This window comes from Methylomonas rivi (genome assembly GCF_024505165.1).
Classification (GTDB): domain Bacteria; phylum Pseudomonadota; class Gammaproteobacteria; order Methylococcales; family Methylomonadaceae; genus Methylomonas; species Methylomonas rivi.
Map to the genome: position 1 here is coordinate 1 of NZ_JANIBK010000122.1, position 12,278 is coordinate 12,278.

Annotated in this window: 13 protein-coding genes; 2 read left to right on the forward strand and 11 right to left on the reverse strand. The window is 57.2% G+C overall.

Features of this window, described 5'->3' with window-relative positions:
- A partial coding sequence (locus NP596_RS16530) for a hypothetical protein (protein WP_256616493.1) occupies positions 1 to 476 on the forward strand: 476 nt, incomplete at its 5' end.
- Positions 473 to 871 (forward strand): hypothetical protein, encoded by a 399-nt coding sequence (locus tag NP596_RS16535; protein ID WP_256616494.1) that lies wholly within the window; start codon positions 473 to 475, stop codon positions 869 to 871. The genes NP596_RS16530 and NP596_RS16535, both read left to right, overlap by 4 nt.
- Here the strand turns inward: NP596_RS16535 and NP596_RS16540 are convergent.
- The 11 genes from NP596_RS16540 to NP596_RS16590 form a co-directional block, all read right to left on the reverse strand.
- Complete coding sequence (locus NP596_RS16540) at positions 864 to 2,300, reverse strand: glutamate-cysteine ligase family protein (RefSeq protein ID WP_256616495.1); 1,437 nt, start codon at positions 2,298 to 2,300, stop codon at positions 864 to 866. The genes NP596_RS16535 and NP596_RS16540 overlap by 8 nt on opposite strands.
- A gap of 86 nt (positions 2,301 to 2,386) precedes the next feature.
- A complete protein-coding gene (locus NP596_RS16545) occupies positions 2,387 to 3,697 on the reverse strand; it encodes a flagellar hook-length control protein FliK (RefSeq protein ID WP_256616496.1) in 1,311 nt (436 codons plus the stop codon).
- 27 nt (positions 3,698 to 3,724) lie between these two features.
- The gene (fliJ, locus tag NP596_RS16550) at positions 3,725 to 4,177 is read right to left on the reverse strand and encodes a flagellar export protein FliJ (RefSeq protein ID WP_256616497.1); all 453 of its coding nucleotides are present in this window, start codon (positions 4,175 to 4,177) and stop codon (positions 3,725 to 3,727) included.
- A complete protein-coding gene (gene fliI, locus NP596_RS16555; protein ID WP_256616498.1) occupies positions 4,174 to 5,523 on the reverse strand; it encodes a flagellar protein export ATPase FliI in 1,350 nt (449 codons plus the stop codon). The genes fliJ and fliI overlap by 4 nt, the downstream gene beginning before the upstream one ends.
- Positions 5,520 to 6,248 (reverse strand): flagellar assembly protein FliH, encoded by a 729-nt coding sequence (locus NP596_RS16560; protein WP_256616499.1) that lies wholly within the window; start codon positions 6,246 to 6,248, stop codon positions 5,520 to 5,522. Before NP596_RS16560 ends, fliI begins: the two co-directional genes overlap by 4 nt.
- Positions 6,235 to 7,245 (reverse strand): flagellar motor switch protein FliG, encoded by a 1,011-nt coding sequence (gene fliG / locus NP596_RS16565; protein WP_256616500.1) that lies wholly within the window; start codon positions 7,243 to 7,245, stop codon positions 6,235 to 6,237. Before fliG ends, NP596_RS16560 begins: the two co-directional genes overlap by 14 nt.
- Positions 7,238 to 8,980 (reverse strand): flagellar basal-body MS-ring/collar protein FliF, encoded by a 1,743-nt coding sequence (gene fliF / locus NP596_RS16570; protein WP_256616501.1) that lies wholly within the window; start codon positions 8,978 to 8,980, stop codon positions 7,238 to 7,240. Before fliF ends, fliG begins: the two co-directional genes overlap by 8 nt.
- Positions 8,981 to 8,999: 19 nt before the next feature.
- Entirely contained in the window at positions 9,000 to 9,317 is a 318-nt protein-coding gene (gene fliE, locus NP596_RS16575) for a flagellar hook-basal body complex protein FliE (RefSeq protein ID WP_256616503.1), read from the reverse strand.
- Between the two features lie 54 nt (positions 9,318 to 9,371).
- Positions 9,372 to 10,763: a sigma-54-dependent transcriptional regulator gene (locus NP596_RS16580; protein WP_256616504.1), complete on the reverse strand. Its 1,392-nt coding sequence runs from the start codon at positions 10,761 to 10,763 to the stop codon at positions 9,372 to 9,374.
- On the reverse strand, positions 10,750 to 11,958 hold the full coding sequence (locus tag NP596_RS16585; protein ID WP_256616505.1) for a sensor histidine kinase: 1,209 nt from the start codon (positions 11,956 to 11,958) through the stop codon (positions 10,750 to 10,752). The genes NP596_RS16580 and NP596_RS16585 overlap by 14 nt, the downstream gene beginning before the upstream one ends.
- A 109-nt stretch (positions 11,959 to 12,067) precedes the next feature.
- Positions 12,068 to 12,278, reverse strand: a 211-nt coding sequence (locus tag NP596_RS16590) for a helix-turn-helix domain-containing protein (protein ID WP_256616506.1), incomplete at its 5' end; no start/stop codon positions are given.

The following is a 12,278-nucleotide window of genomic DNA, read 5'->3' on the forward strand; positions in this document are numbered from 1 at the left end:
CGGTGGCCGACGGCAGTTTCGATGTGATCGGCAGTTTGCAAGCATCCCCGCAAGGCGACGTGGTAATTTACAATTTGGGCCAAACCCATGCCGACGCCTATGCCGGCGGCAACCGCGCCAGCTTGGCCGCCAGCTCCACCGCCGCCTCGATCGCTCTGAGCGCGCCTAAAAAATTTCCGTTGCAATCGCCGCAACAGCGTTTTTTCATCGTTGACACCCCCATCACCTATCGCTGCAATTTAAGCAGCGGCGAGTTGCTGCGTTACGACGGTTACGGCATTACCGCCGCGCAAGCCGATCCGCCCGCCGGCGTTGCCGGGCAACTGCAGGTCAACCATCTCAGCGCCTGCTCGTTTGCCTACACCTCCGCCACCGCAACCCGCTCGGGCTTGGTGACCCTACAAATCGTCTTGACCGACAGCACCGGCGAATCGACCCGGCTGATTCATCAAGTGCATGTGGATAACGCCCCATGAACAAGCAAGACGGCTTTTCCATCGTCATGGCCATCTTCATCCTGGTGGTGCTGGGATTATTGGGCGGCTATATGCTGCGCTTCGCCGGCGTACAACTAGGCACATTCAATGCCGCCCTGTTGGGCGCCCGGGCTTATCAGGCTGCCCATGCCGGCATCGAATGGGGCGTGGCCCGCATCGACAACGGCGGCGCTTGCGCCGATATCGCCGCGCAGACCGCCATGAGTTTTAGCGGTCTTGAAGGGTTTAGCGTGCGCATGTCTTGTACTAGCCAGAATTTTTCGGAAGCGGACCAAACGCTCACCATCTATCGCATCAATGCGCTCAGCCAGTTCGGCGCATACAGCGGCAGCGATTACGTGGCGCGCCAGCTGGAGGTAACGCTCGTCAAGTAGAGGCATCCCAACCGGCAACCGCGTCTCCCTGGCGTTGCCGCTGCAAATACAGCCGGGTCAAGCCGGCAAAATCGCCGGGATTTCGTTTGATAAAACGCCGTTGCCAGTCGCTGCCGGTCTGTCGATTCGCCAAACGTTGCCGCAACACATCCAGATAGGCGTTGGCGTCATTGCCGTCGATACCCAAGGCCAGCAAGCCTGCCCCGGCGCGCGGCAGCAATTCATGATCTATCAGCGCCGCCAAGCGCTGCCTGCGGCCGCCAAACCAGACCGTATGACTGTCCAACCCATGGCGGGCAGCCTGATAGAAATTGTCCTTGGCCTGCGCAAACGGTAGATCGGCCCGCCCTTCGGCACACCGATCCGCCAAATTTTTCACCAGGCCATAAAAAAACGCCGCATTGGCGATGGCGTCCAGCACGGTGGGGCCGGCGGCGGGCACCCGGTGCTCGATACGAATATGCGGCGTGCCGTCGGCATCGAAACCCACTAAAGGCCGGTTCCAGCGCCAGATAGTGCCGTTATGCAGCCTGAGATGGGAAAACGCCGCCGCATCGTCGTCAAAAGATTCGGGCAGCAAGATCGGAAAATGCTGCAGATTTTCCGCAAAACATTCCAAAATCGATTGGCGGGCATAATCGGAACCGAAACCGACCCGGTGCAGCGGCCCTCCGGCCGCGCCTCGATAGCCGCCCAAGGCCACGGCCTGCTCGAACATCGGGATGCGGGTTTCCTCCCATAAATCCTTGCCGAACAAATACGGCGCATTGGCGCATAAGGCCGCCATCGCCGCGGATGCCTGTATCGAGGCATTATAGATATGATGCGCCATGTCCAAGGGGCACTGGATGTGCAATTGAAACGAGGTGGTGGCGGCTTCCAGCATCACATCGTGGTGTTCGACCCGTAAATGCTCGCGGCCGCAAATATCCAGCACTATGGGTTTGACGCGGTTTTCCAAAACCTGCCGGTTCAACGCCCGGTAGCGGTTCATGTCGGACATGTTGCCGAGGTTGAGCTGACTTTGCCGCAGGGTGGGCAAAGTGCCTATCATCAACAGATGCAAATCCATCCGCCGGGCATGCTGTTCGGCCTGCCGCCAGGTGGCGCCGAGATTTTGATGCAAAAGGCCCAACGCATTCGCCGTCAGTGTCAGCGGCGGCGTGTTGAGCTCCACATTGAACTTGGCCAGCTCCGGGCCGGCCATGGGATTATTAAAGCTCCGCAGATATGCAGCGTTGAGCGGCGCCGGCTGCATGTCGTCATGCAACAACCAAGCCTCGATTTCAAATCCGGCCACCGGCGGCGCTTCGGAAAAGGCCTTATGTTGGATCATTTCGGCCAGCAATTCGGTTTCCGCGCTCAGCCGCTGTTGAAAACGCCGATAGTCGCTATCGCTATATGCCGTGGTTTGAATTTCCTGACCCATGGTGGCCGCCGCCCGCTATCCGCCCATTAATGGTTGGATAGTAGGCGGGATAAACGGCGGGGTCAATATTGCCGGCCGGCGGCCAATCAGGCGAACAAGCTTAATAAGCCGTTGGCGGCAATCGCCCTGCCCGCCTCTATCTCGTCGACAATATCCTGGGATTCGTTCACGGCGCCGCCCGGCAGCTCGCCATCGGCGCCCTCGCGTCGGCTCCGATCGCCGGCCATTTGGAAAAATTCGCGGCCGCTCTGTCTTTGCTCGGACTGTTGCTGGGAGACATTCACATCCGCCAGATTCAATTGTTGCCCGCTCAACATTTCCCGCAATTTGGGGATGGCGGCTTCTATGGCTTCCTTGACCGACAGATGTTGCGCGGTAAACGCCACGGAAGCTTGGTCCTGATTGACGTCGATTTTGACTAAAATCGGCCCCAGGTGCTCGGGATTCAAGCGCAATTGCACGGACGGCATGTCCTGCTTGTGCATCCAGATCAATTTATCGCCCAATTCCTGCTGCCAGCCCGGATCGCCAAACGGTTTTTGCATGGCGGTTTGGCTGCCGGGTAAGGGGGTTGCCGTTTCGTTGCGCACCGCCCCGTTCATCCGGGCGATATCGCCGGCGATACCGGAGGGCGAGGTCTTAAGCTCCTGGCCGTCCGCGGCATTGCCGAGCCGAGCCGAATCGGGAGCGGACTTTAGCTCCGGCCCGGCCTGATCCTGTTGCGGCTGAGCCTCGGCACCCTGTTTCGTTATCATGGCGGAAATGCCGCGATCGAATTCCGCCTCCACCGCATCCGCTTGCCCGTCCGCGTTGGCGGGGACGTTTTGCGTTTTGGCGGTCTGGACGGCTAATGCCGCCGGTTTTTTGGCGTCCGCAAATATATCGGCACTAGCCGAACTATCGCTCGTTTGTGCCAAGGCTTCCTCGGCGCCCACCGGTACGCTAATAGGCATGCCGTAATCGGCCGGCGCATCGGCATCCTGTTCCGCTTGCCGTAAATCCGCCAATACCTGTTGATTTTCGGTATCGATAAGCGCCGTTTGTTGCGCGTTGGCCTCGGTCTCCAGCTGTTGAAGCTGTTGCATGACCTCCGCCAAGGTTTGCAGCGTATCTTCCAGATCGATATCCTGCGCGGACTTGTTTGCCGCCGCCGGCGGATTTTTTCCGAATAAAGCGGCAAAGTCTTGCAATCCGCCGTTGGCGGCGGCGTCGTCCATTAAGGATTGCAGCGCGGACATATCGGGGTTACCCCCGCTCTGCAGCAAGCCCAGCTGTTCCATTAACGCCGAGGCAAATCCGCCTTGCTCGCCGGCTCCACCCAACAAACCCTGCTGGATATGGCCGAGAGCTTCCGAACCGGACAACGCGGACAATAGATTCGCTGCTTGAATATTCATGACGTTTCTCCCACACTTTTTACTTTATTAAGCATTATTTGCGCCATCCTTCCTGGCCGAGCGTGCCGCCCGGGCGTCCTGTTCGTGTTGCTCGCGCTTGTTTTCCAGTTTCAATTCTTCCGCCACCGCGATTTCGCTGAGTTTTTCCAAACTTTTGGTGCGCTGATGGCTTTCTTCCCATTTAGCTTGCGCGCGGTGAAATTCCCGTTCCTGCATCAGCACCGCCTGGCGCTGGCCTTCTATGGCTTTGTCCAGTTTTTCGGCGAAGGCGCGGAACTCCAGCAATTGACTGACATTCATGCCAAGCTGTTGCCGGTCGGCCAGTTTGGCCAGATACTCCTGCCGATAGACCTTTAAATGCTCCAGTTGTTTTTGCTGCTCCTGCAATTGTTGCTGGCAACGCCCCATCAGCTGCAAAGCCTCCTTTTCCTGCAAGGCGTGTAACTCGACTATGGTTTGCAACCGTTGCGAGCGTTTCATCCCGCGGCCAACAATTGCGTTAATTCGGTCAGGCTGCGGCTCATGTCCACGGCCTCGTCCATGCTTTGCTGTAGAAACTCCATGATGGCCTGATTCTTGGCAATCGCCCTATCTATACGCGGATCGGCACCGCTTCTATAAGCCCCCACGCTAATCAAATCCTTATTTTGCTGGTAGGTCGAATACAGCCGGCGTAATTCGCGGGCCATTTGTAAATGCTCGGCTTCGACGATATCCGGCATCACCCGGCTGATGGACGCCTCGATATCGATGGCGGGGTAATGGCCCGCTTCGCCCAAGGCCCTGGACAGCACCACGTGGCCGTCCAACACCCCGCGCGCCGCATCGGCAATCGGGTCGTTGGTATCGTCGCCTTCGGCCAGTACCGTATAAAAAGCCGTGATCGAGCCGCCGCCGACATCGCCGTTACCGGCCCGCTCCACCAATTGCGGCAGCTTGGCGAATACCGAGGGCGGGTAGCCCTTGGTGGCGGGCGGCTCGTCGATGGCCAGCGCGATTTCCCGATAAGCCTGCGCGTAACGGGTCAGGGAATCCATCAACAGCAATACATCCAAGCCCTGGTCGCGGAAATATTCGGCAATGCAGGTGGCGCGCAAAGCCCCGTGTACCCGCATCAGCGGCGAGTCGTCGGCCGGAGACGCCACCACGACGGCTCGTTTCAAACCGTCTTCGCCCAGAATCTTCAAGACGAATTCGTTGACCTCCCGCCCCCGTTCGCCGATCAGCCCCACCACCACCACATCGGCGGTGGTGAATTTGGTCATCATGCCCAACAATACGCTCTTGCCCACCCCGGTACCGGCAAACAGGCCCATCCGTTGCCCGCGGCCGACGCTCAGCACGGAATTAATGGCTCTAACACCCACATCCAGTGCTTCGCGTATCGGTTTTCGGGATAACGGGTTAATGGTGGTACCCGCCAGGGAAATTTTAGCGTCGGTTTCCAACGGACCCTTGCTATCCAAGGGTTTACCGGCGCCGTCGATGACCCGGCCCAACAAACCGAACCCCACATTGGCCAAACTGTTTTTACCCAAGGGCACCACCCGGCAACCCGGGTCCAAGCCCTGGGTATCGCCGGTGGGCATCAAAAACAAGCGGCCGCCGGAAAAACCCACCACTTCCGCGCCTATGCTTTTGCCGCTTTTAGTAACGACTTGGCATAACGAACCTATGGCCGCCCGGCAACCTTCCGCTTCCAGCGTCAAGCCCACCATGCGGGACAACTTACCCTCGACCACCAACTCGGGCGGCTCGCTCAAGCGTTCCCGATAAGGTTTCAAACGCTCCAACCAGATGGCATTTCGATTGGCCGCCGGGATCATCGCTCGGCATCCTGTTGCCGATCTCCGCCCAGCACGGCGGCAATCACGGCCGCCAGGCGTTTTTCCAAAGTGGCGTCCACCGTGGAGACATCGGTTTCAACCGTGCATCCGCCGCGGGTAATCAAGGGATTATCCTGCAAGCGCCAAGGCGGCGGATTTTCATCCAGCTTCAGCACCGAGCGGACCAAATCGGCGTCTTCCGGATGCAGGTTCAAAGTGATCTTTTGGGTAGCGAGAGGCAATACGCTGACCGCCTCGCGGATCACCCCGACGATTTGGCCGGGGTCGAGTTTGATTTCCCGGCGGATGATCTGGCTGGCGATGGCAATCACCAGTTTTACCAGTTCGGTTTCGACTTCCTCGTCCAGATGCTTGAAGGGTTCCGCCAACGATTCAAGCAACCGGTTCAATTCCGCCAACTGTTTTTGCAGCAAATGCTGGCTTTCTTCATAGCCTTTTTTTTGCCCGGCCTCGAACCCCTGTTTTTGCCCTTGCTCGAAACCCTGTTTGGAGCCTTGTTCGAACCCCTGCAGCCGACCCTGTTCGAAGGCTTCGTCATACGCCTGCTTTTGCATGGCCTCGATTTCATCCACCGTCAAAACTTGGGTGGCCTGCTCTATTTCGACAGTTTCCGAACGCGGAGCGGCAAAATCCTCCAGGCCTTTCCAGGTATCCAATGCCTCCAGTTCGGCCGCGGAAAAGCCGGCGCGCTTAGACGAACTCATCGCCACCGCCACCGCCCAGCGCTAACTCGCCGGCATCGGACAACCGTTTGGCAATAGACAGGATATCTTTTTGGGCAGCCTCGACTTCGCTGAGCCGGGCCGGCGGCGCCGCTTCCAAATCGTCCCGCAGCATTTCCGCCGCGCGGCGGGACATGTTGGCGAAAATTTTGTCGCGCAACCCGGCATCCACGCCGCGCAAGGCCAATAACAACTGGTCGGTCGAGACTTCCCGCAGCAGGGTTTGAATGCCGCGGTCGTCGACATTGATCAAGTCGCCGAATACGAACATTTTGTCCTGTATCCGTTGCGCCAGGTCGGAATTGCTTTCGTTGATGTCCTGCATCATCGGTTCGCTGATGGCGCTTTCGATGAAGTTGAGGATATTGGCGGCCGCGTCGATACCGCCGATTTGCGAGGACTTGACGCCGTCGCTGCCGGTCAATTGCTTTTCCATGATGTCGTCGAGTTCGCGCAAGGCGGCCGGCTGCACGCCTTCCAGCGTGGCGATGCGCATCAAAATGTCCGAACGCATGTTTTGCGGCAGCAGCGTCAGCACATCGGCGGCTTGGTCGGGATCCAGCAGGGTCAAAATAATGGAAATGATTTGCGGATGTTCCAGGCGGATCAAGTCGGCGATCGAACGGGTATCCATCCATTTCAGTTGTTCGATACCCTTGCTGTTGGCGCCCAGCAGAATCCGGTCGATGATGCTGCCGGCCTTCTCGGCGCCCAGCGCATTGGTCAGCATGTTACGGATATATTCGTCCGAATCCAGGCCCAGGCCGGTCTCGTTCTTGATTTCGATGATGAATTCTTCCAGCACCTGATCGACCATCACCGAGGAAATCGGCCCCAATTGCGCCATGGTGGAGCCGACCAGCTGCACTTCCTTGGGACCCATATGCTTCAAGACCTTGGCGGCCCTGTCCTGGCCGACGGCCAATAGCAATAACGAGGCCCGTTGCGCGTGCGAGAAGTCTTTATCGTTTTCAGCCATCGTCTTTCAACCAGGTTTTAATCACTTGGGCAACCAGTTTAGGGTCTTCGTCTATCAATTTTTGCACGTATTCCAAGCGTTTTTCGTAACTTTGCGGCGCTTCCAGCAACAGCAAGTCTTCCGCGCCGCCTGAGATGCCCAATACTTCGCCGGTTTCCTCGTTCACCCTGACCGCGACCGGTTTGCCGTTTTCATCGAAACGCACCACGCCGCCCATTTCCTCGGCGGCCTGCCGGGCTTCTTCCAGCAATCTGAGCTGTTCTTCTTTTTCGTCCTTGCCGATCAAGGTGGCGAATACGGGGCGTAGCACCTTGAAGATCAACAGCAGCAGGACCGCGGCCGCAATCAGCATTTTCACGACATCCATGAACCAGGGTTTTTCCCAGAAAGGTTCGGAAATGTCTTCCAGCGCTTCCGGCGTCCTGAAAGCCACATTGGTCACGGTGACCTGGTCGCCGCGACTGCTGTCGTAGCCCACCGCCTGTTTAACCAAGTCGCGCAGTTGATTTAAATCTTCCTGCGAATAGGGCTGTTGGCTGGAGTTGCCGTCGACGCTGACATGCTTGTCGTCCACCACCACGGCCACGGACAAGCGCCGCAGGGCACCGGACGCCTGCCGGGTATGGGTAATGGTTTTATCCAGTTCGTAGTTGCGGGTGGCGCTTTTGCTGCTGGAACCGGATTCGGCATTGGCCGGCTTCTCCTGGCCGCTGGCCACTTCCGGCGCCACGCCGGTAGGCGGCGGCTGGTTGGATAGCGCGCCCGGCACGCCTTGCACCTTGGATTGCGAGTTTACATCTTCCTGGGTTTGCTCGCTACGCAAAGCGGGCAAATCGGGGTTGAACATTTCCTGGGTTTTTTCGGTGACGGTAAAATCGACATCAGCGGATATCTGCGCCCGCATGCCGTCGTTGCCGACCAGCGGGGCCAAGATGTTTTCGATGCGCCCGCGCAAATGCTCTTCGATATTTTTTTTGTACTCGAACTGCTTGGAGGTCAGCGAAATATCTTCCGGCGTGTCCTTGCTGTTCAGCAATCGGCCTTTTTGATCGACCACCGTCACCTGTCCGGCTTCCATCAGCGGGACGCTGGAGGCAACCAAATGCACGATGGATTCGATTTGCTCTTTTTCCAAGGCACGGCCTTGATATAACTCTACGACGACCGACGCGCTGGGTTTTTTACGTTCCCGCACAAACACCGACTGTACCGGCAATGCCAACAAAACCTTGGCCGATTTGACGTTTTGCAGGGTTTGGATGGTCAGCGCAATCTCGCCTTCCAAGGCGCGCTGAAACCGCATGGTTTCGACGTTTTTGCTGGCGCCGAAACCGTTGTCTTTGTCCAGCATTTCGTAGCCGAGGCTGGTGCTGCGCGGCAGACCTTGCGCCGCCAGCTTGAGTTTGAGTTCCCGTGCATTGCCGGCCGGCACCATCACGGCGCCTGTAGAGGGCTCTACTTTATACTCCACCTCCATTTTATCCAGCGCTTCGACGATTTCCGCGGCATCTTTTTCGGCCACGCCGGAAAACAGCAAATCGTAACTGGGCGCCTGCGCCCACATCACCACCGCCAAGCCGATGGCCACGCTGACGGCCAGGGCCAGCATCATGCCGATCTGCCTACCGGGCGACAGCTTCAGCAAGCCTTTCAAAGCCGGATGAATGTTATTGTCGTCCGGCCGAGCGCCTTGCGGCTGGGCCTCGACGGGAAAATTGTTGTTTGCTTCGCTCATGGCCTAAAAGTATAGCGCTCTACATCGGCATACTCATAACATCCTTGTAGGCATCGACCAGTTTATTGCGCACTTGTAACATCGCCTGGAAGGACACGCTGGCTTTTTGCGAAGCAATCATGACTTCGGCCAGACTGACATCGGACTGGCCGGTTTCGAAAGCAGCGGACAAATTACCGGCTGTTTTTTGAGTTTGGTTGACGGCATCGATGGATTCCTTCAGCATCGCGGCAAAATCGCCCGAGCCGGAGCCGTTGTCGACGGCGGGCTTTGTACCCGCTTCGATGGACATGGCCCGCATTTGGGCCAGCACTTGATTGACATTGATATCTGACATAATCGTGACTCTTGCTAGTGACTTTTCAGTTATCAAGCATTTTTCAAGCCAGATTTAACAAGGTACGAAAACGCCCGCTTCCTTCATGCGGGCAATCTTATAGCGCAAGGTGCGCGGACTGATGCCCAGCTTTTCCGCGGTGGCCTTGCGGTTGCCCCGGGCTTCGTTCAGTATCTGCAAAATGATTTTTTCCTCGGCGGAACGCACGCCATCGCCCAGACTCTGCAATTCGGCATCATCGGCACAGCCTTGTTTGTCCGGTATTTCCAGTGCCGTATCAATAGCTGGCCGGGCGGCCGGCAAGCGATCCAACGCATCCAACTCGTCGTCTTCGAACAACAAATCGCCGGCACTAATACAGTGACCGCTTTGTAAAATCAGCGCCCGCTGCATGACATTCTCCAACTCCCTGACGTTACCCGGCCAGCGATAGGCTTGCAATTTGCCGATCGCGGCGGCATCGAAGCGGTAATTGGCCTTGCCGTGCGGGCAGTGCTTGCTTAACAATTCGGCCGCCAGCGGCAAAATATCGCCGGTACGCTCGCGTAGAGGCGGAATCCGGATCGGAAATACGCTTAACCTGAAGTACAAATCTTCCCGGAACCGGCCTTGTTGCACATACTGTTTTAACTTGCGGTTAGTGGTCGCCAAAATTCTGACGTTTAATGCTATTTTGCGCTGCCCCCCCAAGCGCTCGACTTCTTTTTCCTGCAATACCCGTAATATTTTGGCCTGCAAACCCAAGTCCATTTCGGAAATTTCGTCCAGCAGCAGAGTGCCGCCCTGGGCTTGTTCGAATTTGCCCGGCATGGCTTGTGTCGCGCCGGTAAACGCGCCTTTTTCATAACCGAACAGCATGGCTTCCAGCATATTTTCCGGAATGGCGGCGCAATTGATGGCCTCGAACGGGCCGGCATGATAATGCGAATTACGGTGAATATAACGCGCCAACACCTCCTTGCCGGTGCCGCTTTCGCCTTCCAGCAGTATGGTGACGTTGGTTTTGGCGACTTTATTCGCCAGACCGTAGAGCTTTTTCATCTGTTCATCGGCCACCACGCGCACCTGTTCCGGCGGCGGCTCGCTGACGATTAATTCCGCTACCTTTGCCATCAGGGCTTTGGCTTCAAACGGCTTGATCAAATAATCGCAAGCCCCGGCCCGCATGGCTTCCACGGCGCTGGGAACGGTGCCGTATGCCGTCATCAGCAATACCGGCAAGGTTTCGAATTTTTGCCTGAGATTTTGCAACAACCGCAAACCGTCCATGACCGGCATTTGCACGTCGCTGACCACCAGGCCCACGGCGCATTTTTGCAGCTGGCTGAGCGCCTCGATACCGTTTTTGGCCGAGATGACGCTATAACCTTCCAGTTCCAGGGTATCGCAGAGCGCTTCGCCCAATGCCGCGTCGTCTTCCACGATAAGCACATCATACTGCTTCATAATCATTCTCCTGACCGACCGAATCGACGCCCGGCACCGACAAGCCCAAATCCTGCTGAAAAATAGGCAACGTCAACACAAATTCGCTGCCCTGCCCCAATTCGGAGCGGCAATACACCGAGCCTTTATGCGCCTTGACCACACTGTCCACCACGGCCAAGCCCAAGCCGGTACCGTGGGTCTTGGTGGTGTAAAACGGTTCGAACACCTGCGCTTGCCGATCCGAGCCGATACCCGGCCCGTTGTCCCGAATGCTGATCTCGATGCCTTGCCCGCTTTGCACCGCCAGCAGGCTAATCAGGCAAGCCCCGGACTCGATCGCATTGTTCAACAAATTCAATAAGGCGCCGCGCAAGGCATCCTGGTTGCCCTGCACACGGTCCCGGTCCACCCGGTTTTCCAGTAAAAAGGCGCCGTTAAATTCCTCCATGCGCTCCGCAATATGCGCCAGCATCTGTTGCCAGGAAAACCCCTGCATGGCCAAGCGGCCCTGCTTGGCGAAAATCAGCATGTCGTTGACTTGGCGCTCCAGGTACTGCAGGCGTTCCAGAATTTTTTCGGAAAATTGCAGCCGTTTGGTGCTGTTTAGTTGCGGCTTGCTCATTTGCGAAGCGTATAAAATAGCGGTCGCCAGCGGCGTGCGCACTTGGTGGGCCAAACCGGCGACCATCTCGCCCATGGCGGACAAGTGTTTTTGCTGCGCCAGGCGGTCTTGCAGAGTGCGCAATTCGCTGACATCCGATAGCAAAATGATTTGCTCGGCATCGTTGCTGAGATGATTGCGGGTAATGCTGACGATGCGGCCGTCCGAGAGCCGGCGCTCGTGAGGCGAATCGGGAACCGGCAACAGGCTGCGCGCCATGATGGCCTGCCATTGCAGGCCCAGCAAGGGTTCGCCCAAAAAGCCGATGGCATGATCGTTACAATCGATGATACGGTTTTTCGCATCCAGCAAAATGACGGCGGCCGGCAAGGCCGCCAAAATTTGCTGCAGGCGGCTGGCCAGCTTTTCTTTTTCGCTCAAAGTCGCCAGACGCTCGCTACGGGCCGCGGCCAGTTGGCTATTCAGGTGGGCAACCTGCTCCTGCAAGCCTTGGTAGGACAGCGCCAAATTTTCCGAAAGTTCGTTAAACATCCGGAAGGCATCGGTCAGGCGTTCGGTTTTTTGTTGGTATTGCTGATGGCTTGGGTTCATGGCTATGCGGGCTTTTGACTGTATCCAGCACAAAGCAAAATTCAAGCCATGTTTTTATTCTTTATTTATTAACCACTTAGATTGACCTGAGCCATTGTTTTGGCGCGAATCAGACCGCGTCCACTTTCCGCAGCTTTTCCACCAACGTGGTGCGCCGCATATTGAGTAATTTCGCCGCATGCGCCACCACGCCGTTGCATTCTTCCAGCGCCTGCCGGATCAACTCGTTTTCCAAATCGGTCAGGTATTCTTTTAAATCGATACCTTGTTCGGGCAAATGCACGGCGGCGCCCGGCGCGGGCAGCACGGGTTTTTCGCCG

Bases quoted from the DNA above. Each gene is read 5' to 3' on its own strand.
- NP596_RS16535 (WP_256616494.1), top strand. From the start codon at position 473: ATGAACAAGCAAGACGGCTTTTCCATCGTCATGGCCATCTTCATCCTG.
- NP596_RS16540 (WP_256616495.1), bottom strand. From the start codon at position 2,300: ATGGGTCAGGAAATTCAAACCACGGCATATAGCGATAGCGACTATCGG.
- NP596_RS16545 (WP_256616496.1), bottom strand. From the start codon at position 3,697: ATGAATATTCAAGCAGCGAATCTATTGTCCGCGTTGTCCGGTTCGGAA.
- fliJ (WP_256616497.1), bottom strand. From the start codon at position 4,177: ATGAAACGCTCGCAACGGTTGCAAACCATAGTCGAGTTACACGCCTTG.
- fliI (WP_256616498.1), bottom strand. From the start codon at position 5,523: ATGATCCCGGCGGCCAATCGAAATGCCATCTGGTTGGAGCGTTTGAAA.
- NP596_RS16560 (WP_256616499.1), bottom strand. From the start codon at position 6,248: ATGAGTTCGTCTAAGCGCGCCGGCTTTTCCGCGGCCGAACTGGAGGCA.
- fliG (WP_256616500.1), bottom strand. From the start codon at position 7,245: ATGGCTGAAAACGATAAAGACTTCTCGCACGCGCAACGGGCCTCGTTA.
- fliF (WP_256616501.1), bottom strand. From the start codon at position 8,980: ATGAGCGAAGCAAACAACAATTTTCCCGTCGAGGCCCAGCCGCAAGGC.
- fliE (WP_256616503.1), bottom strand. From the start codon at position 9,317: ATGTCAGATATCAATGTCAATCAAGTGCTGGCCCAAATGCGGGCCATG.
- NP596_RS16580 (WP_256616504.1), bottom strand. From the start codon at position 10,763: ATGAAGCAGTATGATGTGCTTATCGTGGAAGACGACGCGGCATTGGGC.
- NP596_RS16585 (WP_256616505.1), bottom strand. From the start codon at position 11,958: ATGAACCCAAGCCATCAGCAATACCAACAAAAAACCGAACGCCTGACC.